The sequence below is a fragment of the Pseudomonas sp. MYb2 genome (assembly GCF_002979955.1).
GTDB lineage: Bacteria > Pseudomonadota > Gammaproteobacteria > Pseudomonadales > Pseudomonadaceae > Aquipseudomonas.
On the sequence record NZ_PCQC01000003.1, the window covers coordinates 111,230 to 136,665 of the forward strand.

Consider the following 25,436-nt stretch of genomic DNA (forward strand, 5'->3'; position numbering starts at 1 on the left):
GCAGCCCGGGACGCTCCGCGTCCCATCCTAAGCCGAACGCGGAGCGTCCGTTGAGGCATTCCCACGCAGAGCGTGGGAACGAGCATGGAGTCGCTTACGAATATCTCAACGCGTGAGCCGGCTCGATCTTCGCCGCCCGCCAGGCCGGATACACCGTCGCCAAAAAGCTCAGAATAAAGCCCGCCGAGCAGATCAACAGCACGTCCCCACCCTGCAATTCCGAGGGCAGATTGCTGACGAAATACACATCGGAACTGAAGATGTGCTGCCCGCTGACTCGCTCGATCCAGCCCACGATCTGACTGACATTCAGCGCGGCGATCACGCCCAACACGCCGCCAATAATGGTACCGACAATGCCGATCACCGTGCCCTGGACCATGAAGATCGCCATGATCTGCCGAGGCGTGGCACCGATGGTACGCAGGATCGCGATGTCCGCGCCCTTATCGTTCACCACCATGATCAGGGTCGCGATGATGTTGAACGCCGCCACCGCGACGATCATCAGCAACAGCAGGCCGATCATGGTTTTTTCCATTTTCATCGCGCTGAACAGGCTGCCCTGGGTGTGGGTCCAGTCGTCAGCCTTGAAATCGGCGCCCAGACCGGCGGCGATGTCCGAGGAGACTTTCGGCGCCGCGTACAGGTCTTTGACCGCCAGACGCACACTCTGCACCTGATTCGGCTGCCAATGCTGCATGGTCGCGGCATCGGCCACGTGAATCAGGCCCATCGAGCCGTCCAGTTCAGCACCCACCTTGAACACGCCGACCACGTTCAGGCGCTGCATGCGCGGGGTGATGCCACCCGGCGCGGTGCTGACTTCCGGGACGATCAGGGTGATCTTGTCGCCGACGTTGAGGCGGAAACGTCGCGCGGTGATTTCACCAATCACCACCCCAAACTCGCCCGGTTTCAAGGCATCCAGACGCCCCTGCACAATGTGCTGGGCAACGATCGAGACCTTGCCTTCCTGCGCCGGATCGACGCCGCTGATCTGGATCGGCTGCATCAAGCCCTTGTAAGAGAGCATGCCTTCCATCTCGGTGAACGGCACGGCGGCGGTCACTTCTGGATTTTTCATCGCGGCGGCGGCCACCGGCTGCCAGTCATCGATCGGCTTGACGCCAACGATGGTTGCGTGCGGCACCATGCCGAGGATGCGCGAACTCATTTCGCGCTGGAAGCCGTTCATTACCGACAACACCACGATCATCGCCAGCACGCCAAGGGCGAGGCCGATCATCGAGGTCATCGAAATGAACGAAACGAAGCGATTGCGGCGCTTGGCGCGGGTATAGCGCGTGCCGATAAAGATCGATAACGGTCTGAACATTCGCTGGGGCACCGTATAAAAATAAAAGACCCGACACCTTTGCAGGCGCCGGGTTTCAGCCAATCAGATGGGCGTCAGGCAGCCTTCTTGCAGGTGCAATACGCGATCCATCTGGCGGGCCAGGTTCATGTCGTGAGTCACTACCAGAAACGCGGTGCGCATCGAGGTGCTGAGTTCCAGCATCAAATCCTGAATGCCCTGGGCGGTGTGGGAGTCGAGGTTGCCGGTTGGCTCGTCGAGCATCACCAGGCCTGGCTTGTTGACCAAGGCGCGGGCAATCGCCACACGTTGACGCTCGCCACCGGACAGTTCCGCCGGTTTGTGCTCCAGACGATGGCCGAGGCCGACGCGTTCCAGCAATGCCGTGGCGCGCTGACGGGCTTCCGGGATCGGCGTCTTGCCGATCAGCAGCGGCATGCAGACGTTTTCCAGCGCGGTGAATTCCGGCAGCAAGTGGTGGAACTGGTAAACGAAACCGAGCGCACGGTTACGCAGCAGGCCACGCTTCTTCTCGCTCAGCGCCGACAGTTCTTCACCGTCGAGCCAGACGCTGCCCTTGGTTGGCGTATCGAGGCCGCCGAGCAGGTTGAGCAAAGTACTTTTGCCCGAACCCGAGGTGCCGACGATCGCCACACGTTCGCCAGGGTGCAACTCCAGTTGCAGGCCAGCCAGTACTTCTACCGATTCCGGGCCTTCTTCATAGGATTTGCCCAGGTTGCGGCAGCTCAGGATTGCTTGTTCACTCATGCCCGACTCACTCATAACGTAGCGCCTCCGCCGGCTGGGTGCGCGCGGCACGCCAGGCTGGATACAGGGTGGCGAGGAAACTCAGGACCAACGCAGCAGCGCAGACCATGATCACATCCTGGCTCTGCACCTGCGACGGAAGATAATCAATGAAATACACGTCAGCATTAAGGAATTTGTGGCCGATCAGGCCTTCCAGTGCCGAGATCGCAGGGCTGACATTAAGCGCCGCAAAAATGCCGACTACCGCACCAATCGCCGTGCCGACCACACCGATCACCGTGCCTTGCACCATGAACGTGCGCATGATCGTGCCCGGCGTCGCGCCCAAGGTGCGCAGAATGGCGATGTCGCCCTTCTTGTCGTTGACCACCATCACCAGCGTGGAAATGATGTTGAACGCAGCCACGGCAACGATCAGCAACAACAGCAGGCCGATCATGGCTTTTTCCATGCGGATCGCCTGATACAGATTGCCGTGGGTGCGCGTCCAGTCGCGGGCGTAGTAATGGTCTTCGCCGAGTTGCTGGGCGATGTTCCATGCAACGCGCGGTGCCTGGAACAAGTCGTCGAACTTCAGGCGGATGCCCTGTACCTGATCAGGCTTCCAGCGGTGCATCTTCGCCAGATCCTGCAGGTTGGTGACGCCCAGATAGCCATCGAGTTCGCCAGCGCCGACATGGAAAATGCCGACCACGGTGAAGCGCTTCATGCGCGGGAACATGCCGGCCGGGGTCAGGCTGACCTCCGGTGCGACGAAGGTGACCTTGTCACCAATGCCGACGCCGAGCTTGGTCGCCGCCTTGTCGCCGATGACGATGCCGAAGCTGCCCGGCGTCAGATCGTCGAGTTTGCCCTGCTTCATGAAGTTGTCGATGATCGACACGTTGCGCTCCAGCGCCGGGTCGATGGCATTGAGCAACACCTTGGACACCTGACCGTTATTGGTCAGCAGGCCCTGCATCTGGGTGAACGGCGCAACCGCCGTCACCTGCGGGTTCTGCTTGACCTTGGTGGCCAGGCTTTGCCAATCGTTGATCGGTTCAGTGGATTCAATGGTCGCGTGGGGCACCATGCCCAGCACGCGGGTGCGCATCTCATGATCGAAGCCATTCATCACCGACAGCACGACGATCATCACGACCACGCCAAGGGCGAGCCCGATCATCGAAGTCAGGGAAATGAATGACACAAAATGATTGCGACGCTTTGCACGGGTATAACGCGTGCCGATAAATACGAAGAGAGGTCTGAACATGTCGGGGCTTGTTCGGAGGGAAAAGGAACGTCCTTGTGGCGGGGGTCGATAACCAGCTTTACACTCAGACCACCGCCGCTACCATGGGTTCGCCATGTCGACATTAGATGAAGAAGATCGCCGCGAATACTACCGTATCGAGGACACGATCGCACTGGAAATTCGGCCCCTGTCCGCTCCCGAAGCCGCAGGCCAGGAAGTGTTGCAGGATGCTTCCCCACTGTTCAACCTGCTCAGCGAACTGCACCTGAGCGAATTCGAGTCGCAGCACCTGTTGCGCCAGATCAGCGAGCGCGATCGGGCCATCGCCGCGTTCCTGAAATCGCAGAACAAGCGCATTGACCTGCTCAGTCAGGTGGTCGCCCTGACCGTGCTCGGCCATATCGGCGAGCCGCAATCGGTGATCATCTCCGAAGGCGGGATCGACTTTCAGTACCCGACGCCGATTGCCACCGGTGCACACCTGTCGGTGAAACTGGTGCTGATGCCGCAAGCGCTCGGCCTGTTGCTGCGCGCCCGTGTCACCCATTGCGACCGCAAGGGCGAGGGTTATGACGTCGGCACCGAGTTCGAACACTTGACCGATGCCCAGCGCCAGTTGCTCGCCCGCTATATCTTGCAGAAGCAGGCCCAGGAACGACGTCTGGCCCGCGAACAGAACGAATCAGGCATTTAATTTAAGGAAGAACCGTGACCCTCATCTACGGCCACCGCGGCGCCAAGGGCGAAGCACCGGAAAACACCCTGAGCAGCTTTCAGGAATGTCTCAAGCACGGCGTGCGCCGTTGCGAACTCGATCTGCACCTGTCCAAGGACGGCGAGTTGATGGTCATCCACGACCCGACCCTCAAACGCACCACGGACCGCCGTGGCAAGGTCGTCGAGCACACCGCCGCCGAACTGGTCACCTACGACGCGCGCAAGGGTGGCCCGGGCTGGATCAAGCCGTGCCCGATTCCGACGCTGGAAGAATTGTTCGAGCAGTGTGATTTCGAGCACTGGCAGCTCGAAGTGAAAAGCGCTTCGCGTACTCGCGCCGCAACCACGGTGTTGGCGATTCGTGAAATGGCTCAGCGCCACGGCCTGCTCGACAAGGTGACCATCACTTCGAGTTCGCGGGAAGTGCTGAAAGCGGCGCTGGATCTGGTGCCGGATGTGTCGCGGGGGTTGGTCGCCGAATACGCCTGGCTCGATCCGTTGAAGGTCGCGGCCAGTTATGGCTGTGAGATTCTCGCGTTGAACTGGACCCTGTGTACGCCGGAACGCCTGCAGAAGGCGCAGCGTCAGGGGCTGCATGTGTCGGTGTGGACCGTCAACGAACCTGCGCTGATGCGCAGGCTCGCCGACTTCGGCGTTGACAGCCTGATTACAGACTTTCCCGGTTTGGCCACTGCCACCCTCGAGAATTGCTGAAATCGGTCTCCCCGGCCGGCTCAGGCCACCGGCCGGAGCCCGTCAAAAAAGCCGGTTGAGGCCGTCGTACGCTGCTACCCGATAGGCTTCGGCCATGGTCGGGTAGTTGAACGTGGTGTTGACGAAGTACTTCAGCGTGTTCAGCTCGCCCGGCTGGTTCATGATCGCCTGACCGATGTGGACGATCTCCGACGCCTGATAACCGAAGCAGTGAACGCCCAGCACTTCCAGGGTTTCACGGTGGAACAGGATCTTCAGCATGCCTTGCGGCTCGCCGGCGATCTGCGCACGCGCCATGCTCTTGAAGAACGCCTTGCCGACTTCGTAGGGCACTTTGGCCTGGGTCAGTTCCTGCTCGTTCTTGCCGATCGAACTGATCTCCGGAATCGTGTAGATGCCGGTCGGCACGTCATTCACGAAACGCCAGCTACCGTTATCAACGATGCTGCCAGCGGCCGAACGGCCCTGGTCGTGGGCAGCACTGGCCAGGCTCGGCCAGCCGATCACGTCACCGGCACCATAGATGTTCGGTACGCAGGTGCGGTAAGCCTCGTCGACTTCGATCTGGCCACGGCTGTTGACCTTGACGCCGATGTTTTCCAGACCCAATTGATCGGTGTTACCGGTACGGCCGTTGCACCAGAGCAAGGCGTCGGCCTTGATCTTCTTGCCCGACTTCAGGTGCAGGATCACGCCGTTATCGACACCTTCAACGCGATCGTAATCTTCGTTGTGGCGCACAGTGATGTTGTTGTTGCTGAAGTGGTAGCTCAACGCCTGGGAGATTTCCGAGTCGAGGAAGCTCAGCAACTGGCCACGGTTATCGACCAGCTCAACCAATACACCCAGACCACTGAAGATCGACGCATACTCGCAACCGATCACGCCGGCGCCGTAAACGATCAGTTTGCGCGGGGTGTGGCCGAGGCTGAGGATGGTGTCGCTATCGTAGATACGCGGGTGGTGGAAATCGATGTCCGCCGGGCGATAAGGACGCGAACCGGTGGCGATGATGATGTGCTTGGCCACCAGTTTCTCGACCACGCCATTGGCGCAGACCACTTCGATGGTTTGCTCGTCAGCGAAGCTGCCGGTACCGAAGAACACGTCGACGCGGTTACGGGCGTAGTACCCGGTGCGCGAAGCAACTTGTTTGGAAATGACCTTCTCGGCGCTTTTCAACACGTCCGGGAAGGAGAACCAGCGTGGCTCGCCGATCGCACGGAACATCGGATTGGTGTTGAACTGCATGATCTGCCGCACCGAGTGACGCAGTGCCTTGGACGGGATGGTACCGAGGTGGGTGCAGTTGCCGCCGACCTGGCGACGGCTGTCGACCATCGCGACCTTGCGCCCTGCTTTGGCGGCGTTCATTGCCGCGCCTTCTCCCGCCGGGCCGGAACCCAGCACCACCACGTCGTAGTTGTAGACAGCCATGCGTACTCCTCAGAACAGGCCGCGGTGCCAGCAGCACCTACGGCTAAATCACGCCGAACAGCGGCGCGAAGGAACAATTGGGGGTCAATCAAGAACCCGGACACAGTCTATAGAAGCGTCAACGCCGCGCACATTAACCCTTGGTCGCGTCGTAGGCTACTTTTGCCTGCACTACAACGCCAGCTTTCGTATTGTTCTCAGTCAGTTTTTTCGCCACTGAGGCGTTCGAAAGCCTTGTTGGTGCGGACGACAAAACCTGTATCGGCACGAATGACGAAGAATGCACCAATGTCATGTTTTTCGGCATAGTCCCACGCCCTTTCCGGGCCAAGAATCAGCAACAGCGTCGATAGTCCATCGGCCATCAACGCTGAAGGATGAATCACTGTGACTGACGCCAGGTCGTGTAGGACGGGTGCACCGCTGCGCGCATCAAAGGTGTGGGAATAACGCCGGCCATCCTGCAGGAAATAGTTGCGATAGTCGCCGGACGTGGAGACGCCGTAGCCATCGACATTAATGACGCGTTCGACGACCTGTTGATCATCACGGGGTTCTTCCAAAGCGATGCGCCAGGGTGAGCCGTCGAGTTTTTTGCCTTTGGCCTTCAATTCACCGGTGGCTTCGACCAAGTAGTCTTGAATGCCCATGGCGTCGAGCCTCGCCGCGATAGTGTCGACGGCATAACCGGCAGCAATGCTGTTGAAGTCGACTTCGACGGCGGCGTCTTTGCACAACTGATCGCCATTGGCGTGCAAGTGCTGATGACCAATGCGCGACATCACCTCAGCCTGTGCCTCGGCGTCAGGGACTTTCTCTTCGCGCCCTTGCGGGCCGAAGCCCCAGAGATTCATCAGCGGCTCCACGGTGAGATCGTAAGAACCTTCGCTTTGCGCTGACAGTTGCTCGCCCACAAGGACCAATTCCAGCACCGAGGCAGGCATTTTCTGACAGCTGTTCGCGGGCAAAGCGTTGAAGCGCTCGATGTCCGAATCATTGCGATAAGTCGATAACTGCCGATCGACTTCGCCAAGGATGCTCTCCACTTCACGGCGAACCTGCGTCGCGTCAGGCATGCCGGCGTGGCGCACGTACTTGATCGAGTACGTGCTGCCCATGGTCGGCCCACCGAAACCTTCCGTGGAATCGCCATTGCCGCAGCCAGCCAATATGCCCGCAAGAATCACGAGCCCAAGCAACCGTCCAGTGAACAATTATTCATCTCTCCGTAAAACCGCGACGGCCATTATGAATTAAAGGATCTGCAACATCTTTATACAAAATCCAATAGTGAGACCTGACCATGTCCTCCACCACGGGCAAAGGCAAAGCGATCTTTCGCGTTGTCAGCGGCAATTTCCTCGAAATGTTCGACTTTATGGTCTACGGCTTTTATGCCACGGCCATCGCTAAAACGTTCTTTCCCACCGACAGCGCCTTCGCCTCGCTGATGCTTTCACTGGCGACTTTTGGCGCTGGCTTCCTGATGCGCCCACTGGGGGCGATTTTCCTCGGCGCCTACATTGACCGTCATGGCCGCCGCCAAGGCTTGATCATCACGCTGGCGTTGATGGCTGCCGGTACGGTGCTGATTGCCTGCGTTCCGGGTTATGCCACCCTCGGTGTCGCCGCACCTTTGCTCGTTCTGTTCGGCCGACTGCTGCAAGGTTTCTCGGCGGGCGTCGAACTCGGTGGCGTGTCGGTGTATCTGGCAGAAATTGCCACCCCGGGTCGCAAGGGCTTTTTCGTCAGTTGGCAATCCGCGAGCCAGCAAGCGGCGGTCGTCTTCGCCGGCCTGCTCGGCGTCGGCCTCAATCACTGGCTAAGCCCGGAACAAATGGGTGATTGGGGCTGGCGCGTGCCGTTCCTGATCGGCTGCATGATTGTGCCGGTGATCTTTGTCATTCGTCGCTCACTGGAAGAAACCCCGGAATTCCAGGCGCGGAAACATCGCCCTACCCTGCGGGAAATTGTCCGCTCGATCGGTCAGAACTTTGGCATCGTCATCGCCGGCATGGCGCTGGTGGTGATGACCACCGTGTCCTTCTATCTGATCACCGCTTACACCCCGACCTTCGGCAAGGCTGAGCTGCATCTGTCGGATCTCGATGCGCTGCTGGTGACGGTGTGCATCGGCCTGTCGAACTTTTTCTGGTTGCCGGTGATGGGTGCGGTGTCCGATAAAATCGGGAGAAAGCCCCTACTGCTTGCGGCGACGATTCTGGCGATTCTTACCGCCTATCCTGCGCTGTCGTGGTTGGTGGCAAATCCGAGCTTCAGTCATTTGCTGATTGTCGAGCTGTGGTTGTCGTTCCTGTACGGCTCGTACAACGGCGCGATGGTGGTGGCGCTGACCGAGATCATGCCGGTGGAAGTGCGTACGACCGGGTTCTCGCTGGCTTACAGCCTGGCGACAGCGACGTTCGGCGGGTTTACCCCGGCGGCGTGTACGTATCTGATTCATGTGCTGGATAACAAGGCAGCACCGGGGATCTGGCTGAGTGGTGCGGCGGTGTTGGGGCTGTTGGCGACATTGGTGTTGTTCCGGGGCAACAAGCATGAGTTGCGCACTGCGCAAGCGGCCATACCCGGCGGCGCCCGATAGGACGCCATCGCTGGCAAGCCAGCTCCCACAAGTTTATTTGGCGGTTACACAATTGCATTCACACCCCAAGACCCTGTGGGAGCTGGCTTGCCAGCGATGAGGCCGCAACAGTCAATCGAGATTTAGCAGGCATAAAAAAACGCCCCGACCAAGGTCGGGGCGTTTTCATGTGCAGCTATCGCTTAGCGCGGGAACGCTGGCGGATTCACATCAGCCATGTCTTCCATCACGCGAACCACCTGGCAGCTGTAACCGAACTCGTTGTCGTACCAGACGTACAGAACAACGCGGTTATCCTGAACGATGGTCGCTTCAGCGTCGACTACACCGGCGTGGCGCGAGCCAACGAAGTCGGTCGAAACCACTTCCTGCGAATTGACGAAGTCGATTTGCTTGTGCAGATCGGAGTGCAGCGCCATGTAGCGCAGGTACTCGTTCATCTCTTCACGGGTGGCGGCTTTCTCAAGGTTGAGGTTGAGAATGGCCATCGACACGTTCGGCGTCGGAACACGGATCGCGTTACCGGTCAGCTTGCCGGCCAGCTCAGGCAGGGCCTTGGCAGCAGCGGTGGCAGCACCGGTCTCGGTGATGACCATGTTCAGCGCAGCGCTACGGCCACGGCGATCGCCCTTGTGGAAGTTGTCGATCAGGTTCTGGTCGTTGGTGTACGAGTGAACGGTTTCGACGTGACCGTTGATGATGCCGAACTTGTCATTCACCGCTTTCAGCACCGGCACGATGGCGTTGGTGGTGCAGGAAGCGGCGGACACGATCTTGTCTTCAGCGGTGATTTCGCTGTGGTTGATACCGTGAACGATGTTCTTCAGCTTGCCTTTGCCAGGCGCGGTCAGAACTACGCGGTCGATACCCGGGCACGCCAGGTGCTGACCGAGGCCATCGGCGTCACGCCATACACCGGTGTTGTCCACCAGCAGCGCGTCTTTGATGCCGTACTGGGTGTAATCCACTTCAGTCGGGTTCTTCGCGTAGATCACCTGGATCAGGTTACCGTTGGCGGTGATGGTGTTGTTTTCTTCGTCGATGGTAATGGTGCCGTTGAACGAACCGTGTACCGAATCGCGACGCAGCAGGCTGGCGCGTTTGGTCAGGTCGTTTTCGGCGCCTTTGCGCACGACGATGGCACGCAGACGCAGACCGTCGCCACCACCGGTTTTCTCGATCAGGATGCGCGCCAGCAGACGGCCGATACGACCGAAGCCGTACAGCACAACGTCGGTGCCTTTACGTGCGGAAGCGTTTTGCTGGCCAACCACGTCAGCCATTTCTTCACGAACGAATTGCTCGGCGCTGCGGCCATTGCCTTCGTTACGGAATTTGAACGCCAACTTGCCCAGATCTACCGAAGCCGCGCCGAGCTTGAGCTCGCTCATGGCTTTGAGCAGTGGGAATGTTTCGTGGACGGAGAGTTCGCTGTCGTCGGAAGAACGGTGGCGAGCAAAGCGGTGAGCTTTGAGAATCGCGATGACAGACTGGTTGATCAGGCTGCGGCCATAGATCGAGCTCACCACGTTGTTATTGCGGTAGAGCTGACCGATAAGCGGAATCATCGCTTCTGCGAGTGCTTCACGGTCGATCCATTCACCAAGACACTGGTCGGGCTTCTGAGTCACGGTAACCTTCCACATGTAGGGGCAGAAAAAAGGGGCTACATTATGCCGCCGACAACCTCATTCAGCAATGCGCGCTTGTCGCGAAATCGGTAACAAAATTCCTTTCAAAAAAACAACGCCTCGCGCCAGCCCAGTAAATACGCGGCTTCCAGCGCAGTCAATTTTTCGTCGACTGTTAGACGATGTCTGTAACCCTCCGTAACACGAGCCAATTTCGGCACTACATAACCACTAAAAAAGTGCTCGTTTTTATGGTTACCACTACATTTCGCCAAAACAGCGAAGATAGACGTAGTCTGCAACTGACAGGCGGCACCGGACGCCGCTACAATTACCGACTTTGTCGCAAAGCCTGGAGCTCAACCTTCCGTGCCCGTTCTGCGTCTACCGCAACTCCCTGCCGAGGCAGGTAAACAGCATTGGGGCAATTTGCCCGGTGCTGCCCTCAGCCTGGCGATTGCCGAGGCTGCCAGCGCTGCCAAGCGCTTCACCCTGCTACTGACCGCCGACAGCCAGAGTGCTGAACGACTGGAACAGGAGCTGAGTTTCTTCGCCCCGGATTTGCCCGTGCTGCATTTCCCCGACTGGGAAACCCTGCCGTACGACCTGTTCTCGCCGCACCAGGACATCATTTCCCAGCGCATCGCCAGCTTATATAGGCTGCCCGAGCTGGAACATGGCGTGCTGGTGGTGCCGATCACCACGGCGTTGCACCGCCTGGCGCCGACCAAGTTTTTGCTCGGCAGCAGTCTGGTACTGGATGTCGGGCAGAAACTCGATGTCGAACAGATGCGCTCGCGGCTTGAAGCCAGCGGCTATCGCTACGTCGACACGGTGTACGAACACGGCGAATTCACCGTACGCGGCGCGCTGATCGACCTGTTCCCGATGGGCAGCAAGCTGCCCTATCGCATCGACCTGTTCGACGACGAAATCGAAACCCTGCGCACCTTCGATCCGGAAAACCAGCGCTCCATCGACAAGGTCGAATCGGTAAAGCTGTTGCCGGCTCGTGAGTTTCCGCTGCAGAAAGATGCGGTCACCCGCTTCAAGGCGCGCTTTCGCGAGCGTTTCGACGTCGACTTCCGGCGCTGCCCGATCTTTCAGGATCTGAGCAGTGGCATCACTCCGGCCGGTATCGAGTACTACCTGCCGCTGTTCTTCGACGAAACCTCGACGCTGTTCGATTATTTGCCGCAGGACACCCAGGTGTTCTCGTTGCCGGGTATCGAGCAAGCAGCGGAGAATTTCTGGAACGACGTGCGCAATCGTTATGAAGAGCGCCGCGTCGATCCTTCGCGTCCTTTATTGCCACCCGCCGAATTGTTCCTGCCGGTGGAAGACTGCTTCGCGCGCCTGAAGAGCTGGCCACGCGTGGTCGCCAGCCAGCAAGACGTGGAAACTGGCGTCGGTCGTGAGCGCTTTCCTGCACAAGCACTGCCGAATCTGGCGATTGAAGCCAAAGCCACGCAACCGCTGGCCGCGCTTTCTGCCTTCCTCGATGAATTCCCCGGTCGCGTGCTGTTCACCGCCGAATCCGCCGGCCGTCGCGAAGTGCTGCTGGAGTTGCTGGAGCGTCTGAAGCTGCGACCGAAAACCGTCGACAGCTGGCCGGACTTCGTCGCGAGCAAGGATCGCCTGGCGATCACCATTGCCCCGCTCGACGAAGGCCTGATGCTCGACGATCCTGCGCTGGCACTGGTCGCGGAAAGTCCGCTGTTCGGCCAACGCGTCATGCAGCGTCGCCGCCGCGAGAAGCGTGCCGACGGCAACAACGATGCAGTGATCAAAAACCTCACCGAGCTGCGCGAAGGCGCGCCGGTGGTGCACATCGACCACGGTGTCGGCCGCTATCTGGGCCTGACGATTCTGGAAATCGACAATCAGGCTGCCGAATTCCTCACCCTGGAATATGCCGAGAACGCCAAGCTCTACGTGCCGGTGGCCAACCTGCATCTGATCGCCCGTTACACCGGCAGCGACGATGCGCTGGCCCCGCTGCACCGCCTCGGCTCCGAGGTTTGGCAGAAAGCCAAACGCAAAGCCGCCGAACAGGTGCGCGATGTTGCTGCTGAATTGCTCGACATCTATGCCCGCCGCGCCGCTCGCGAAGGCTACGCATTTGCCGACCCGAAAGCCGATTACGCCACATTCAGCGCTGGCTTCCCTTTCGAAGAAACCCCGGACCAGCAATCGACCATCGAAGCCGTGCGCGAAGACATGCTCGCGCCGAAGCCAATGGATCGACTGGTCTGTGGCGACGTCGGTTTCGGCAAGACCGAAGTGGCCATGCGCGCAGCGTTCATCGCTGTGCACGGCGGTCGCCAGGTGGCTATTCTGGTGCCGACCACCCTGCTCGCCCAGCAGCACTACAACAGCTTCCGCGACCGCTTCGCCGACTGGCCGGTGACTGTGGAAGTGATGAGCCGCTTCAAGTCGGCCAAGGAAGTCAATGCGGCGATCGCCGATCTGGCGGAAGGCAAGATCGATATTGTCATCGGCACGCACAAGCTGCTGTCCGACGATGTAAAAATCAAAAACCTCGGGCTGGTGATCATCGACGAAGAACACCGTTTCGGTGTGCGTCAGAAAGAACAGCTCAAGGCCCTGCGCAGTGAAGTCGACATTCTTACGCTGACCGCCACACCGATTCCGCGCACGCTGAACATGGCGGTGTCGGGCATGCGCGATCTGTCGATCATCGCCACGCCGCCGGCGCGACGCCTGTCGGTGCGCACCTTCGTCATGGAGCAGAACAAGAGCACGGTCAAAGAGGCCCTGCTCCGCGAACTGCTGCGTGGCGGTCAGGTTTACTACCTGCACAACGATGTGAAAACCATCGAAAAATGCGCCGCCGATCTCGCCGAACTGGTGCCGGAAGCGCGTATCGGCATCGGTCACGGGCAGATGCGCGAACGCGAACTCGAACAGGTGATGAGCGACTTCTATCACAAGCGCTTCAACGTGCTGATCGCCTCGACCATCATCGAGACCGGTATCGACGTGCCAAGCGCCAACACCATCATCATCGAACGCGCCGACAAGTTCGGTCTGGCGCAACTGCACCAGTTGCGCGGTCGTGTCGGTCGCAGCCACCACCAGGCGTACGCCTACCTGCTGACGCCGCCGCGCCAGCAAATCACTTCGGACGCGGAAAAGCGTCTGGAAGCGATTGCCAACACCCAGGATCTCGGCGCCGGTTTCGTGCTGGCGACCAACGACCTGGAAATCCGTGGCGCCGGTGAACTGCTCGGCGATGGTCAGAGCGGACAGATTCAGGCCGTGGGCTTCACGCTGTACATGGAGATGCTCGAACGCGCGGTGAAGTCGATCCGCAAGGGCGAGCAACCGAACCTCGATCAACCGCTGGGCGGTGGCCCGGAGGTCAACCTGCGAGTGCCGGCGCTGATTCCGGAAGACTATCTGCCGGATGTTCACGCGCGTCTGATTCTGTACAAGCGCATTGCTTCGGCCACCGACGAGGAAGGCCTGAAGGATCTGCAAGTCGAGATGATCGACCGCTTCGGCCTGCTGCCGGAACCGACGAAAAATCTGGTGCGTATCACTGCGCTGAAATTGCAGGCTGAGCAACTGGGCATCAAGAAGGTCGATGGCGGGCCGCAAGGTGGGCGCATCGAGTTCGAAGCACAGACGCCAGTGGACCCGATGACCCTGATCAAACTGATCCAGAGCCAGCCAAAACGCTACAAATTCGAAGGCGCCACGATGTTCAAGTTCCAGGTGCCGATGGAACGCCCGGAAGAGCGCTTTAATACTGTAGAGGCGCTGTTTGAGCGCCTCCTCCCGAAAACTGTTTGAAGGACGCCGCATGCGCCTGTTTCGCTCGCTGACTTTGCTACTCACCTTGGTAGCGCCTACGGCGTTTGCCGATGACCTGTATCAGGTCGAGATGATTCTGGTTCGCCAGAACGCTGTACAGGCGATTGTCAGCCGTGCCGCCCCGGAAGACTGGGCCGCCGGCGCCCAGCGCCTGGCCGAGGACAGCCAGCGCACGCCTGCGCTGAATGACATTGTCACCAAACTCACCGCCAGCGGCGACTACAGCGTGCTGATGCACAAAGCCTGGCAGCAAACCCTCGGTGAAGCGCCATCGAAAGTCGCGGTCAGCGACGGTCAGGAGCAGTACGGCCAGTTCCCGATCGAGGGCACGCTGGAGATGAAGCTCGGGCGTTTCACCGACGTCGCGGCCGATTTCTGGGTCAACAAGATCAACACCAACGGCCTGGTCAGCGCCAGTGAGCGCCTGAAACAGGACAGCCACACCAAGAACGGCCAACTCAACTATCTCGATAACGGCCATCTGGCGCTGCTGATCAAGATCACTTCCCTGACCGCACCTGCGCCACGGGAAGCGCCTGAAGCGATTCCGGACTGATCGAAGTCCTTATGAACCCGCCGCTGAGTAAACCGTTGGCGCCCTCCTGGGTCAGCCGATTCAAGGAACAGAGCCTGGAGCGTGGCCGCCGCTACGCCCTGGAAAACCGGGTACGCATCGCCCAGGTCGGCGATGCAACGATCACCGCCAGTTGCGAAGGCTCTGGCGGTAACGTTTACCGTCAGACGATTCATCTTCGCGAGTCAGCCAAAGGCACTTTGCTGCTGGTCGATGCCGGCTGTACCTGCCCGGTTCGCAGCAACTGCAAACACTGCGCTGCTGTCCTGCTGAAAGTGCAGGAAACCCTCGATTACCCTGCCGCGGCCAAAGACGCCGAATTACTGGAGAAGCTCCAAGCCGTGCTGGAAAACCGTGGCCCGAAAGCGCCACCGCAAGTGCTGGTCGACAACGTGCAACCCTTGCCGCGCCTGTGGCTGGCCAGCGTCGAGTTCAGCGCCTTCGAACCGCGCAACGGCAAGATGCAGCGTTATATTCAGCACCGCGCGGCGTTGTCGTTCAGCTATCTGGATGAGTACGTCAGCGGGCAGAAGAACAGCGACATCCTGATCCGCCAGGAAACCCAGACACTGCGGATAAAACGCCACCCGGACGTCGAACAGTCCTACCGCGAACAGTTAAGAATCCTCGGCTTTCGTATCGCCACGCGGCAGAGCAAAGCGCTGCCGGAAAGCGCGGGCGAGCTGTACGAGATGGTCAATGACAGCGCCTGGCTGACGTTTACCCTCAACGATCTGCCAAAACTACGCAGCCAAGGTTGGGAGCTGCAGATCGACGAAGAGTTCGGCTTCGACCTGACCGCTGTGGATGACTGGTACGCCACGGTCGAGCAGGCGCCGGAGCGTGACTGGTTCGATCTGGAACTGGGAATCATCGTCAACGGCGAGCGCTTGAGTCTGCTGCCGATCCTGCTCAATCTGATGCGCTCGCACGCGGAAATCCTCAATCCGGAACGCCTTGCGCGCCGTCGCGATGACGAGCTGATTCTGGTCAATATTCCGCAACGCAACAGCGAGCACGGGCCGCTGCAAGTGGCGTTGCCGCTGGGGCGGTTGAAACCGGTGCTGATGACCCTAGGCGAGTTCTATTTGCAGGAACCGGGCGAAACCACTTTGCGCCTGAGCAAGGCCGACGCCACACGCCTGAACTCACTGGAAGGCATTCCGCTCCTCTGGGAGGGTGGCGAGCAGATTCGTACGTTTGCTCAACGCCTGCGCGACATTCGTGATTTCAGCGCGCAAGCTCCAGAGGGCCTGAATGCGACGCTGCGTCCTTATCAGCTCGAAGGCTTGAGCTGGATGCAATCATTGCGGCAACTGGAGGTTGGCGGGATCCTTGCGGATGACATGGGTCTGGGTAAAACCCTACAGACGCTTGCGCATATTCTCAGCGAGAAAAACGCCGGGCGCCTCGATCGACCGTGCATGGTGGTGATGCCAACCAGCCTGATTCCGAACTGGCTGGATGAGGCGGCGCACTTCACCCCGCAGCTGAAAGTGGTCGCGCTGTACGGCGCCACTCGTAAAAAACATTTCGATAATCTGGCCGATTTTGACCTGATCCTCACCACCTACGCGCTGCTGCCCAAGGACGTCGAACGTCTGGCCAAGCAGCCGCTGCACGTATTGGTGCTGGATGAGGCGCAGTACATCAAGAATCCGAACAGCAAAGCCGCTCAAGCCGCGCGCGAGCTGAACGCGCGTCAGCGTTTGTGCCTGAGTGGTACCCCGCTGGAAAACCACTTGGGTGAACTGTGGTCGCTGTTTCACTTCCTGCTGCCAGGCTGGCTCGGCGACGTAAAAAGCTTCAACGCCGATTACCGTGTACCGATTGAAAAGCGCGGCAGCGAGGTCAGACTTCAGCACCTTAACGGTCGAATAAAACCGTTTCTACTGCGCCGCACCAAGGAACAGGTGGCCACCGAGTTGCCGCCGAAAACCGAGATCATCCACTGGGTCGATCTCAACGAAGCGCAACGCGATGTGTACGAAACCATGCGCCTGGCGATGGACAAGAAAGTCCGCGACGAGATCACCCGCAAAGGCGTGGCGCGCAGCCAGATCATCATTCTTGAGGCGCTGTTGAAGCTGCGTCAGGTTTGCTGTGATTTGCGCCTGGTCAACGACGCCACCCTGCCCGCTCGCGGCAGCACCTCGGGCAAGCTCGACAGTTTGATGGAAATGCTTGAGGAGTTGTTCGAGGAAGGCCGGCGGATTCTGCTGTTTTCGCAGTTCACCTCGATGCTGTCATTGATCGAAGACGAGCTGAAAAAACGTAACGTTTCCTACGCGTTGTTGACCGGCCAGACCCGCGATCGGCGTACACCGGTGAAGGAATTCCAGAGCGGCAAGCGGCAGATTTTTCTGATCAGCCTGAAGGCTGGCGGTGTCGGCTTGAACCTGACCGAGGCGGATACGGTGATTCACTACGATCCGTGGTGGAACCCGGCGACGGAAAATCAGGCAACCGACCGTGCTTATCGGATCGGTCAAGAGAAACCGGTATTCGTCTACAAGATGATCGCGCGGGGCACGGTGGAAGAGAAGATTCAGCACCTGCAGAAGGAAAAGTCCGACTTGGCGGCGGGCGTGCTGGATGGGCGCAAGGCCGGGGACTGGAAGTTGCAGAGTGATGATATTGAAGCGCTGTTTGCGCCGCTGCCGGATAAGTCCGACAAGCGTTGAGACCTGCGTCGCCTGTCAGATAGCTTTCGCTGGCAAGCCAGCTCCTACAGACTTATGAGTCGCACACAAAACTGTGATTCAACTCGATACCTGTGGAGCTGGCTTGCCAGCGATGGGGCCAACTCGGTCTCGGTCAGCTGCAGCCCTTGAGCACCCGCGCCAACGCCGATTTCACCTTACCCATCCCGTCATGCAACGCCTGCTCGATTTCGGCCATGGTGATCACTTCCGTGGTCTTGCCCGCCGCCGGGTTCACTACCAGCGCCAGACAGGCGTAATCCAGATCCAGCTCACGCGCCAGCGCCGCTTCCGGCATACCGGTCATGCCGACGATGTCGCAGCCATCACGTTCAAGACGCACTATCTCCGCCACGGTTTCCAGACGCGGGCCCTGGGTGCAGGCATACACGCCTTGATCGCTGTACTCGCAGCCTTCAGCGGCCACCGCAGCAATCAATTGCTGGCGCAACGGCTCGCTGTAAGGAAAGCTGAAGTCGATGTGGGTGACATGCTCCAGATCATCGGCGAAAAAAGTGTGCTCACGGCCGCTGGTGTAGTCGACGATCTGGTGCGGCACGCAGAAATGCCCGGTACCCATGGCCGAATGAATACCGCCCACGGCATTCACCGCGATGATCGCTTCGGCGCCGGCCTGTTTCAACGCCCACAGATTGGCACGGTAGTTGACCTTGTGCGGCGGGAAGCGATGCGGGTGGCCGTGACGGGCGAGGAACAACACTTCCTTGCCGGCGTACTCGCCAATCTGCACGTCGGCCGACGGCGCGCCGTAGGGCGTGTCCACCGCCAGCGATTGGCGAATGGTCAAGCCTTCGAGCTGGGTCAGGCCAGTGCCGCCGATGATTGCGTAAACCGTCATAGCGAAAAATCCTTAATCGATCAGTTGAGCGTCTTTGAGCGCGCCGATGGCGGTGAGCCAACGCGGATCCTGACGGTAATCGGTGCTGGCGAATGCCTGACCACGCATGCGAGCGATGCGCTCGGAAGGTTTGACCTTCATGCGTTGCGCAGCGCTCAAAGCCAGTTCGGCAGCGGCGCGGTCGTTGCACACCAGACCCATGTCGCAGCCAGCAGTCAGCGCGGCTTCGATACGGCTGGCGGCGTCGCCGACCACATGGGCGCCAGCCATCGACAGGTCGTCGCTGAAGATCACGCCGTCGAACTGCAACTCGCCGCGCAGAATGTCCTGCAACCAGCGCCGGGAGAAACCGGCGGGCTGCGAATCGACCTGCGGATAGATAACGTGCGCCGGCATGATCGCAGCCAGTTGCCTGCTGAGTCTGGCGAAGGGCACGAGGTCGTTGGCGCGAATTTCGTCGAGGCTGCGCTCGTCATTCGGGATCGCAACGTGGGAATCGGCTTCGGCCCAGCCATGACCGGGAAAGTGCTTGCCGGTGGCCGCCATGCCCGCGCTGTTCATACCGCGAATAAACGCGCCAGCGAGCAACGCTGCGCGCTCCGGATCACCCTCGAAAGAACGCGTGCCGACGACGGCGCTGCGCTGGTAATCCAGATCGAGCACAGGGGCGAAACTCAGGTCCAGGCCGACGGCCAGCACTTCGGTAGCCATGATCCAGCCGCACTGCTCAGCGAGGTACTCGGCATTAGGATTATCGGCAATGGCGCGCATCGCTGGCAGGCGCACGAAGCCCTGACGCAGGCGTTGCACACGACCGCCCTCCTGATCCACGGCCAACAGCAAATCCGGGCGAATCGCGCGGATCGCGGCGCTGAGCTCACGCACCTGGCGTGGATGCTCAATGTTGCGCGCAAAGATGATCAGACCGCCCACTTCGGGCTGACGCAACAATTGGCGATCTTCAGCCGTCAGCCAGGTACCGGCGACGTCCACCATCAACGAGCCTTGCAGGCCAGCAGTCATAGAGATTCCTTGAAAACGAAAAACCCGATCCGCACGAAATCGCCCCCGGGGGCATTGCCCGGCAGGTCGGCGATATCTGTGAAGATCGGGTTCAGAACGAGAGTCGGCATGGGCGGCTAGCTTAGCGGATACAAGCAGCCGCGCCCACCCGTGCGCGGTTAAACCTTGGCGGCGACCGGCGTTGATTTGCTGCGCGGACGCAGTTGCGCAGTGGCCATCGCCGTATCGGTGACGCCGGTTTCAGCGCGCATGCCAGCGGCGAGGAACGGCACCATCAGGCGCATGACTTGTTCGATGGAGGTATTGACGCCGAAATCGGTCTCGGCAATCGCACGCAGCGCCTTGATGCCGGACATGCTGAATGCCGCGGCGCCGAGCATGAAGTGCACGCGCCAGAACAGCTCGATCGGCGGGATGCGCGGCGCAGCTTCGTTGACGAGCAACATGTAGCGACGGAATACCTTGCCGTACATGTCTTCCAGATAACGGCGCAAGTGGCCTTGGCTCTGGCTGAACGCGAGACCGAGCAAACGCATGAAGATCGACAGGTCATTGCCGCTGCGCGGCTGAACCACAAGGGCTTGCTCGACGAGGATCTCCAACAGTTCTTCAAGCGTCGGCTTGTTTTCAGGCTTGGCCTGACGACGCTCCAGCTCTTTATCGAGGCTGATACAGAACGGCCCGAGGAAGCGCGAAAAAACCGCCTGAATCAGCGCCTTCTTCGAGCCGAAGTGATAGTTAACCGCTGCCAGGTTGACGCCAGCCTTGCTGGTGATCAAACGCAATGAGGTTTCAGCGAAACCTTTCTCCGCGAACAACTGCTCGGCAGCATCAAGAATGCGTTCAACGGTTTCCGACTGGGCCATGGCTACTCCGCCTGACAAACACTTGTTTGAAACATACGTTTCAGCCTGTGCCTTGTCAAGCCTGCCGGTTCGTTTTGGGAATGGTCGGTCAGCTATTTAACCACACAAGACGCGCGCATTAGTAAGCAAGGCTGCCGACCGTCCGGCGGCCTGCAAAAAAACGGGCATTGCCAAGACCGCTTCACTGTATATAATCCCAGTCACTGTATAAAAAGACAGAGCGATCAATATGCTAAAGCTGACGCCACGCCAAGCCGAGATTCTGGCCTTTATCAAACGTTGCCTCGAAGACAATGGCTACCCGCCAACCCGTGCGGAAATCGCTCAGGAACTGGGTTTCAAATCGCCCAATGCTGCTGAAGAACACCTCAAGGCCCTGGCCCGCAAAGGTGCGATCGAGATGACCCCAGGCGCCTCGCGGGGCATTCGTATTCCGGGCTTCGAAGCCAAGGCTGACGACTCCACTCTGCCGATCATTGGCCGTGTCGCCGCCGGTGCGCCCATCCTCGCCCAACAGCACATCGAAGAATCCTGCAACATCAATCCAGCCTTCTTTCATCCGCGCGCCGACTATCTGCTGCGCGTTCACGGTATGAGCATGAAGGACATAGGCATTTTCGACGGCGATTTGCTGGCGGTGCACACCACCCGCGAAGTACGCAACGGCCAGGTCGTCGTTGCACGCATCGGCGATGAAGTGACCGTCAAACGCTTCAAGCGTGAAGGCAGCAAGGTCTGGCTGATTGCCGAAAACCCCGAGTTCGCCCCTATCGAAGTCGACCTGAAAGATCAGGAACTGGTGATCGAAGGCTTGAGTGTCGGCGTCATCCGCCGCTAAAGGAGGCTTTATGCAGTTCCCACACACACCTCAGCAAACACAACTGCCTTTATTCGAAGCGTTTCTGGCGCAACCGATGGCGCCGACCCTGAAAGAAGTGGTCGAACGTCCGTGGAATGCCGAACCTGAAGTATTCAGTGAGCTGTCACTGCGCGGTGCGGCCGGAAACTGCCTGAACCTGCTTGCCCCGATCCTCCGCGAGTTGAGCGAAGATCAGGACGCACGCTGGCTGACGCTGATTGCGCCACCGGCGAGTCTCACGCAAACCTGGTTGCGGGATGCCGGCCTGAATCGTGAGCGTATTCTACTGCTGCAACCGCGAGGCACTCAGAGCGCACAGCAACTGGCATGCGAAGCGTTGCGCCTGGGCCGCAGCCACACAGTGGTAACCTGGCTCAACCCGTTGAACAGCAGTTCACGCCAACAACTGATCAACGCTGCACGTACGGGCGACGCTCAAAGCCTGAATATTCGCTTGGGTTGATTAGCTGGTAAAAAGCGCTGAGTGAAGCGCAGGGCTTCTCCAGGGACAGAGAAGCCGATCTGAAGCGACAATGACAAAAAACTGAAAACAGGCAGGGATCAATGAAGAACCCGCGGCCCCTCGTCCTTATCAAATTCCCCTTCAATCATTCGACCTGCCATCTGCACGCCGACGCTCAACATCGCCTTCGCGATTTCCACGTGCTGGCCCTGCAGGAAGGTTTTGGCATCCTCGGAGAAATCCAGAGTCACCAGAGAACCTTCGTCCTCAGCCCTGCGCAGTTCGATTCGGCCGTCTGGTAACTCGACAATTTCTAGAAAGGACGTTGGCATATAGGTCTGTTCTCCACGAAAGGCAGGGATTATATAGACATCATTCAGGCTTCGCTCGGGATCTTGACCAGCAGCATGTTTCAGATTGCCACCGAGTCAATCCCCATCAGCACTCGTTCAAGCCTTCGCGAAACCGGAGAGCCAAGCCTTTAAGGTTTTGCCGCCAGCTTTCCAACTCCTCTCGGCTCAACTCTTCAGACGCCTCTTCTTCGTCAAGGTTAACGGCCTGAATCAATGGCTGAGTTACATCGCCTTTTGGCTTATGGGGCACGCGAGGCGGTTGAAACATCGCCGAATGCGCCGCCAGCAGTTTTGCCAGCCACGTTTCCGAGTTGCCTGCCAACTCGATCATTTCCGCCAGCTCCGGGATTGCGATCGACTCCAGCACTTCGCGCGTCAGCAGCAACTCTGCGCGTGGCGCATTGGCTTGTGGCAGGCGGTAGAAACCGGCAATTTCATGGCAAAGACCCAACAAGGCGCCGTAGAGGTGAAACAACGCGGATTCGCGCCCGGCCTGAATCAGCGCCAGAGAATTCATCGCCCGCCCCTCTTCTGCGCGAGCCAAAGCTTCCAGCGACAGGCCGGCAAAATAGATCTTCTGGTTGGTACGGGTATAGAGTTCGTGGGCCATGAAGGCAGTCTCCACTACGAAATAATTGCTTCACACAGGCCGCACAGTGTCATGGATCAGTCGATCCCACCGCAAGCACAAAACAAAAAGGCCGCATGAAAACCCGAGGGTGTTCATGCGGCCTTTCAGTATCAGGCTAATGCTTACTCAGCTTTGGCCTTCGTACGCTTGTCTTCAACCGTCCACTTGCCGCCGTCGTAATAAGCCTTCCAACCGGTAGGTTTGCCATCGACTTCGGTCTGCACGTATTGCTCCTTGGTCTTGCGGCTGTAGCGGATGACCGCTGGCAGACCATCCGGATCCTTCTGCGGTGCTTCGCACAGGAAGTGATACTTCGGATCAATCTCGTCCTTGTGCGGCAGAATCTCGATCACCAACGGAGCACGTGTCTCGCGGTTTTTCGGGAACTGACTGGCCGCGAGGAACAAACCAGAGGCTCCGTCGCGCAGGATGTAGGTGTCATTGACCTTCTCGCATTTCAGCTCGGGCATCTTCACCGGATCCATCTTCGGCGGCGCTGCGTCACCACTCTTCAGCAGCTTGCGAGTGTTCTTGCAGGTCGGATTGGTGCAACCGAAAAACTTGCCGAAACGACCGGTCTTGAGTTGCATCTCACTGCCGCACTTGTCGCACTCCAGACTCGGACCTTCATAGCCCTTGATGCGATAGCTGCCCTCTTCGATTTCGTAGCCCGCGCAATCCGGGTTGTTACCGCAGATGTGCAGCTTGCGCTTCTCGTCGAGCAGGTAAGCGTCCATCGCCGTGCTACAGATCGGGCAACGATGCTTGCCACGCAGTACCAAAGATTCCGATTCACCTTCGTCGTCCGCAGCGATTTCATCGCCCGGCACCAGGTTGACGGTGGCCTTGCAGCGCTCTTTCGGTGGCAGACTGTAACCCGAGCAACCAAGGAACACGCCGGTCGATGCGGTACGAATCTGCATCGGACGACCACAGGTGGTGCACGGAATGTCAGTCATCACCGGCTGGTTGGCACGCATGCCGTTGTCCGGATTCTCCGCGACTTCGAGTTTCTTTTTGAAGTCGCCGTAGAACTCGTCCAGCACGCTTTTCCAGTCGCGCTCGCCCTGCGCCACATCATCGAGATTCTCTTCCATGCCGGCGGTGAAGCCGTAGTCCATCAGGTTCGAGAAGCTTTCAGAGAGACGCTCGGTAACGATATCGCCCATCTTTTCCGAATAGAAACGGCGGTTATGCAGGGTCACGTAGCCGCGATCCTGAATGGTCGAAATGATCGCTGCATAAGTCGAAGGACGACCAATACCGCGTTTTTCCATTTCTTTCACCAGACTGGCTTCCGAGTAACGGGCCGGCGGTTTGGTGAAGTGCTGGGACGGATCGAGCTTGATCAGCTTCATCACGTCGCCCTGCGCCATATCAGGCAGAACGTCGTCATCGCCCGGCTTGGCAATCTGCGGCATGACGCGGGTGTAACCGTCGAACTTGAGGATACGGCCTTTGGCGCGCAGCTCGAAATCGCCAGCACCGACGCTGACAGTGGTGGACAGGTATTGCGCCGGCAGCATCTGGCAAGCGAGGAACTGGCGCCAGATCAGCTCGTAGAGCCGTTCAGCGTCACGCTCCATGCCCGCCAGCTTACTTGGAATAGTGTTGGCGTCAGAAGGACGAATCGCTTCGTGAGCCTCTTGTGCGCCTTCCTTGCTGCTGTAGACGTTCGGCGTTTCCGGCAGGTACTTCTTGCCGAACTCGTCTTCGATATAGGCACGCGCCATCGTCACGGCATCGGCCGAGAGGTTGGTCGAGTCGGTACGCATATAGGTGATGTAGCCGGCTTCGTACAGACGCTGGGCCATCATCATGGTTTTCTTCACACCGAAGCCCAGGCGGTTACTTGCAGCCTGTTGCAGAGTCGAGGTGATGAATGGAGCCGAAGGCTTGCTGCTGGTCGGCTTGTCTTCGCGTTTGACGATGCTGTAGCTGGAAGCCTTGAGCTTCTCCAGCGCGGACGTGGCCTGGGCTTCGTTGAGCGGCTTGAAGGCTTCGCCTTTTTCGCGAGCCACTTCGAAACGCACGGTCGAGCCTTTGGCGGTGCCGAGATCGGCATGCACTTCCCAGTACTCTTCCGGGTTGAACGCACGAATTTCGCGCTCACGCTCAACGACCAGCTTTACGGCTACCGATTGCACGCGACCGGCGGACAGGCCACGGGCAATCTTCGCCCAAAGCAGCGGCGAGACCATGTAACCGACAACGCGGTCAAGGAAACGACGTGCCTGTTGAGCGTTGACACGATCAATGTCCAGCTCGCCCGGCTTGGAGAACGCTTCCTGAATCGCCTTCTTGGTGATCTCGTTGAACACCACGCGCTTGTAACGGCTGTCGTCACCACCGATGGCTTCGCGCAGGTGCCAGGCAATGGCTTCCCCCTCGCGATCCAAGTCGGTTGCGAGATAGATGGTGTCAGCATCTTTGGCGAGCCGGCGCAGCTCTTCGATGACCTTCTCTTTGCCCGGGAGGATCTCGTACTTGGCTTTCCAGCCATGATCGGGATCGACACCCATACGCGAGACCAGTTGCTTGCGCGCTTTCTCTTTCGGCGAGAGCACCGGACCTTCGCCCGCAGCAGCCTTGCCGCGCTTGGCGGCTGGCTCTTTGCTGGCGCTAGCCGAACCGCTGGTGGGCAGGTCTCGGATATGGCCGATACTCGACTTCACCACGTATTGGTTACCCAGATACTTGTTGATGGTCTTGGCCTTAGCCGGGGATTCCACAATGACCAGCGATTTGCCCATGGATCAGAAAATTCCTGAATTCTAGAAGTGAAAGGCGGTTGGCGCCTGACGCGGCACCGCTATATATAGTTGATACAAGGTGA

Annotated in this window: 20 protein-coding genes; 8 read left to right on the forward strand and 12 right to left on the reverse strand. The window is 59.1% G+C overall.

The genetic code is table 11. From position 1 onward, the window contains the following. Positions 1-94: 94 nt before the first annotated feature. From CQ009_RS05715 to CQ009_RS05725, 3 genes are all read right to left on the reverse strand, one after another. On the reverse strand, positions 95-1,339 hold the full coding sequence (locus CQ009_RS05715; protein WP_064392818.1) for a lipoprotein-releasing ABC transporter permease subunit: 1,245 nt from the start codon (positions 1,337-1,339) through the stop codon (positions 95-97). 63 nt (positions 1,340-1,402) lie between these two features. Beyond that, positions 1,403-2,101, reverse strand: coding sequence for a lipoprotein-releasing ABC transporter ATP-binding protein LolD (gene lolD, locus CQ009_RS05720; RefSeq protein ID WP_007910506.1), 699 nt, complete (start codon positions 2,099-2,101; stop codon positions 1,403-1,405). Then, the gene (locus CQ009_RS05725; RefSeq protein ID WP_105705160.1) at positions 2,094-3,344 is read right to left on the reverse strand and encodes a lipoprotein-releasing ABC transporter permease subunit; all 1,251 of its coding nucleotides are present in this window, start codon (positions 3,342-3,344) and stop codon (positions 2,094-2,096) included. Before CQ009_RS05725 ends, lolD begins: the two co-directional genes overlap by 8 nt. Before the next feature lie 94 nt (positions 3,345-3,438). Between CQ009_RS05725 and CQ009_RS05730 the strand changes: the two genes are divergently transcribed. Both CQ009_RS05730 and CQ009_RS05735 read left to right on the forward strand, forming a co-directional pair. Continuing rightward, positions 3,439-4,020, forward strand: a complete 582-nt coding sequence (locus tag CQ009_RS05730; RefSeq protein ID WP_105705161.1) for a PilZ domain-containing protein — start codon at positions 3,439-3,441, stop codon at positions 4,018-4,020. Between the two features lie 14 nt (positions 4,021-4,034). Further along, a complete protein-coding gene (locus CQ009_RS05735) occupies positions 4,035-4,757 on the forward strand; it encodes a glycerophosphodiester phosphodiesterase family protein (protein WP_008087738.1) in 723 nt (240 codons plus the stop codon). Positions 4,758-4,799: 42 nt separating this feature from the next. Here the strand turns inward: CQ009_RS05735 and sthA are convergent, their stop codons facing one another. Then, positions 4,800-6,194 (reverse strand): Si-specific NAD(P)(+) transhydrogenase, encoded by a 1,395-nt coding sequence (gene sthA / locus CQ009_RS05740; RefSeq protein ID WP_007984277.1) that lies wholly within the window; start codon positions 6,192-6,194, stop codon positions 4,800-4,802. Positions 6,195-6,391: 197 nt separating this feature from the next. Beyond that, positions 6,392-7,408: an FAD:protein FMN transferase gene (locus CQ009_RS05745; RefSeq protein ID WP_105705162.1), complete on the reverse strand. Its 1,017-nt coding sequence runs from the start codon at positions 7,406-7,408 to the stop codon at positions 6,392-6,394. Positions 7,409-7,497: 89 nt separating this feature from the next. Here CQ009_RS05745 and CQ009_RS05750 point away from each other — a divergent pair, with 89 nt between their 5' ends. Beyond that, positions 7,498-8,799, forward strand: a complete 1,302-nt coding sequence (locus CQ009_RS05750; protein WP_064392821.1) for an MFS transporter — start codon at positions 7,498-7,500, stop codon at positions 8,797-8,799. Positions 8,800-8,981: 182 nt separating this feature from the next. Here the strand turns inward: CQ009_RS05750 and CQ009_RS05760 are convergent, their stop codons facing one another. Continuing rightward, positions 8,982-10,445 (reverse strand): glyceraldehyde-3-phosphate dehydrogenase, encoded by a 1,464-nt coding sequence (locus tag CQ009_RS05760; protein WP_105705163.1) that lies wholly within the window; start codon positions 10,443-10,445, stop codon positions 8,982-8,984. A gap of 354 nt (positions 10,446-10,799) precedes the next feature. On the opposite strand from CQ009_RS05760, the gene mfd reads away from it, so the two are divergent. The 3 genes from mfd to CQ009_RS05775 are packed head-to-tail and all read left to right on the forward strand — an operon-like array spanning position 10,800 to position 17,528. Then, a complete protein-coding gene (mfd, locus tag CQ009_RS05765) occupies positions 10,800-14,249 on the forward strand; it encodes a transcription-repair coupling factor (RefSeq protein WP_105705164.1) in 3,450 nt (1,149 codons plus the stop codon). A gap of 10 nt (positions 14,250-14,259) precedes the next feature. After that, positions 14,260-14,826 carry a CsiV family protein gene (locus tag CQ009_RS05770; protein WP_105705165.1) on the forward strand — a complete coding sequence of 189 codons (567 nt, stop codon included), beginning with the start codon at positions 14,260-14,262 and terminating at the stop codon, positions 14,824-14,826. Between the two features lie 11 nt (positions 14,827-14,837). Further along, positions 14,838-17,528 (forward strand): DEAD/DEAH box helicase, encoded by a 2,691-nt coding sequence (locus CQ009_RS05775; RefSeq protein ID WP_105705166.1) that lies wholly within the window; start codon positions 14,838-14,840, stop codon positions 17,526-17,528. Between the two features lie 133 nt (positions 17,529-17,661). Here the strand turns inward: CQ009_RS05775 and CQ009_RS05780 are convergent, their stop codons facing one another. From CQ009_RS05780 to CQ009_RS05790, 3 genes are all read right to left on the reverse strand, one after another. After that, the gene (locus CQ009_RS05780; protein ID WP_064392826.1) at positions 17,662-18,405 is read right to left on the reverse strand and encodes an S-methyl-5'-thioinosine phosphorylase; all 744 of its coding nucleotides are present in this window, start codon (positions 18,403-18,405) and stop codon (positions 17,662-17,664) included. A gap of 12 nt (positions 18,406-18,417) precedes the next feature. Further along, a complete protein-coding gene (gene nagZ, locus CQ009_RS05785; RefSeq protein ID WP_177330983.1) occupies positions 18,418-19,416 on the reverse strand; it encodes a beta-N-acetylhexosaminidase in 999 nt (332 codons plus the stop codon). A gap of 170 nt (positions 19,417-19,586) precedes the next feature. Continuing rightward, on the reverse strand, positions 19,587-20,294 hold the full coding sequence (locus CQ009_RS05790; protein WP_016986747.1) for a TetR/AcrR family transcriptional regulator: 708 nt from the start codon (positions 20,292-20,294) through the stop codon (positions 19,587-19,589). Between the two features lie 229 nt (positions 20,295-20,523). On the opposite strand from CQ009_RS05790, the gene lexA reads away from it, so the two are divergent. Then, positions 20,524-21,132, forward strand: coding sequence for a transcriptional repressor LexA (gene lexA, locus CQ009_RS05795; RefSeq protein WP_064392828.1), 609 nt, complete (start codon positions 20,524-20,526; stop codon positions 21,130-21,132). Positions 21,133-21,142: 10 nt separating this feature from the next. After that, a complete protein-coding gene (sulA, locus tag CQ009_RS05800) occupies positions 21,143-21,616 on the forward strand; it encodes an SOS-induced cell division inhibitor SulA (RefSeq protein WP_064392829.1) in 474 nt (157 codons plus the stop codon). A gap of 98 nt (positions 21,617-21,714) precedes the next feature. Here sulA and CQ009_RS05805 read toward each other — a convergent pair whose 3' ends face one another. The 3 genes from CQ009_RS05805 to topA form a co-directional block, all read right to left on the reverse strand. Further along, complete coding sequence (locus tag CQ009_RS05805; protein ID WP_064392830.1) at positions 21,715-21,948, reverse strand: hypothetical protein; 234 nt, start codon at positions 21,946-21,948, stop codon at positions 21,715-21,717. A 106-nt stretch (positions 21,949-22,054) separates the two neighbouring features. Next, complete coding sequence (locus CQ009_RS05810; protein ID WP_105705167.1) at positions 22,055-22,579, reverse strand: DUF6586 family protein; 525 nt, start codon at positions 22,577-22,579, stop codon at positions 22,055-22,057. A gap of 143 nt (positions 22,580-22,722) precedes the next feature. Beyond that, a complete protein-coding gene (gene topA, locus CQ009_RS05815) occupies positions 22,723-25,353 on the reverse strand; it encodes a type I DNA topoisomerase (RefSeq protein ID WP_105705168.1) in 2,631 nt (876 codons plus the stop codon). Positions 25,354-25,436: the final 83 nt, after the last annotated feature.